This is a genomic window from Microcystis sp. M53603_WE2 (genome assembly GCF_030065435.1).
Map to the genome: position 1 here is coordinate 1 of NZ_JASJFF010000533.1, position 2,509 is coordinate 2,509.

2 protein-coding genes are annotated in these 2,509 nt (G+C 48.6%); both read left to right on the top strand.

Annotation, left to right across the window (positions count from 1 at the left end):
• The first annotated feature begins 413 nt into the window (after positions 1-413).
• Positions 414-725 carry a co-chaperone GroES gene (groES, locus tag PX481_RS11090; RefSeq protein ID WP_072926587.1) on the top strand — a complete coding sequence of 104 codons (312 nt, stop codon included), beginning with the start codon at positions 414-416 and terminating at the stop codon, positions 723-725.
• 46 nt (positions 726-771) lie between these two features.
• Positions 772-2,397 (top strand): chaperonin GroEL, encoded by a 1,626-nt coding sequence (gene groL / locus PX481_RS11095; RefSeq protein ID WP_002804201.1) that lies wholly within the window; start codon positions 772-774, stop codon positions 2,395-2,397.
• Positions 2,398-2,509: the final 112 nt, after the last annotated feature.

Consider the following 2,509-nt stretch of genomic DNA (forward strand, 5'->3'; position numbering starts at 1 on the left):
GCAAGATTTTGAGAGAATCGTGCTTCAAAACCTAGCGTCTTCATCGGCCCGCGTCCTGTAGGGGCGAAGCATTCGGATAGAAAATCTACGGTTTCACCGATAGGTTATTGCCCGAATGCTTCGCCCCTACTTTTTCAGCCGACCCTAAATAGAGCATTTAATTGATTAATGCTCATTCTTAATTCTCCTGACGACCGACTCCTGAATACTGACTCCTGAATACTGAATACTGACTCCTAACCCCACCAACAAACTTATTCAGCAAACCCTAGCTTAACACCATAGTTCGGAAACCCGTACCGATCGAGCAGTTGTCAGGGGGCCTTGTATTTCGGTAAATTAGCACTCGGAAGGTAAGAGTGCTAATCTGGAAAAGACACTTACCCAAATACAAGAGAAACGGAGGATATTCCATGGCTGCAGTCAGCATCAACGTAACTACTGTTAAACCCCTAGGCGATCGAGTTTTCGTTAAAGTTAGCCCCAGCGAAGAAAAAACCGCCGGTGGCATTTTCCTTCCCGACGCCGCGCAAGAAAAACCCCAAATCGGGGAAGTCGTGACCGTCGGCACTGGCAAACGCAACGATGACGGCAGCCGTACCCCTGTGGAAGTGGGTGTGGGTGACAAAGTTCTCTACTCCAAATATGCCGGAACCGATATCAAACTTGGTGGCGAAGAATACGTTCTCCTCTCCGAAAAAGACATTCTCGCCGTCGTTTCCTAATCATCTACCCTTGAAAACCCCTATTTTGCACGAATAACGATACATTATGGCTAAATCTATTATCTACAACGAAGATGCCCGTCGCGCCTTAGAAAAAGGCATGGATCTTCTGGCCGAAGCGGTAGCTGTCACCCTTGGACCCAAAGGTCGTAACGTCGTCCTCGAAAAGAAATTTGGCGCACCCCAAATCGTCAATGATGGCATCACCATCGCTAAAGAAATCGAACTGGAAGACCATATCGAGAACACTGGTGTGGCTTTAATTCGCCAAGCCGCCTCAAAAACCAACGATGTAGCGGGTGATGGTACTACTACCGCCACCGTTCTCGCTCACGCTATCGTTAAAGAAGGTTTACGCAACGTCGCCGCCGGTGCTAACCCGATTTCTCTGAAAAAAGGGATCGATAAAGCTGCCGATTTCCTCGTCAGTCAAATCGCCAAACACGCGAAACCCGTAGAAGATTCCAAAGCGATCGCACAAGTGGGCGCTATCTCTGCCGGTAACGATGATGAAGTCGGTCAAATGATCGCCTCGGCCATGGATAAAGTGGGTAAAGAAGGCGTAATTTCCCTAGAAGAAGGGAAATCGATGACCACCGAACTAGAAATCACCGAAGGGATGCGTTTTGACAAAGGTTATATCTCTCCCTACTTTGTCACCGACACCGAACGCATGGAATGCGTTTTTGAGGATCCCGCTATTCTGATTACCGACAAAAAAATCGGTTTAGTGCAGGATTTGGTTCCCATTCTCGAACAAGTAGCCCGTCAAGGTAAACCCCTAGTAATTATCGCCGAAGACATCGAAAAAGAAGCTTTGGCAACCCTAGTGGTTAACCGTCTGCGCGGTGTTCTTAACGTCACTGCGGTGAAAGCTCCCGGATTTGGCGATCGCAGAAAAGCGATGTTAGAAGATATCGCCGTCTTAACCGGTGGTCAAGTAATCAGCGAAGATGCGGGTTTAAAACTGGAAACCACCAAAATTGATAGCTTAGGTACGGCCCGTCGTATCACCATGAACAAAGATACTACCACCATCGTCGCCGAAGGCAACGACGTGGCAGTGAAAACCCGTTGTGAGCAAATTCGCCGTCAAATCGAGGAAACCGATTCTTCCTACGATAAAGAAAAACTGCAAGAACGTCTGGCTAAATTAGCCGGGGGTGTGGCAGTGATTAAAGTCGGCGCCGCTACGGAAACGGAAATGAAAGACCGCAAATTGCGCCTAGAAGACGCGATTAACGCCACTAAAGCAGCCGTAGAAGAAGGTATCGTCCCCGGGGGTGGTACTACTTTAGCTCACCTGGCTCCCCAATTGGAAACCTGGGCCAAAGAAACCCTACACCATGAAGAATTAACCGGCGCTTTAATCGTTTCTCGCGCCATTGCTGCCCCCTTAAAACGGATCGCTGAAAATGCCGGCCAAAACGGTGCAGTTATTGCCGAACGGGTGAAAGAAAAGCCCTTTAATGTCGGTTATAATGCCGCTACCGGTGAGTTCTCCGATATGTTTGAGGCGGGTATCGTTGACCCTGCGAAAGTGACTCGTTCTGCCCTACAAAATGCCGCTTCTATCGCCGGTATGGTTTTAACTACCGAGTGTATTGTTGTGGATAAACCGGAAAAAGAAAAATCCGCTCCTCCCGCCGGCGGTGGTGACTTCGACTATTAATAATTAGGGTTTGCTGAAAAAGTACGGGCGAAGCATTCGGGCAATAACCTATCGGTGAAACCGTAGATTTTTTATCCGAATGCTTCGCCCCTACAGGACGCGGGCCGATGAA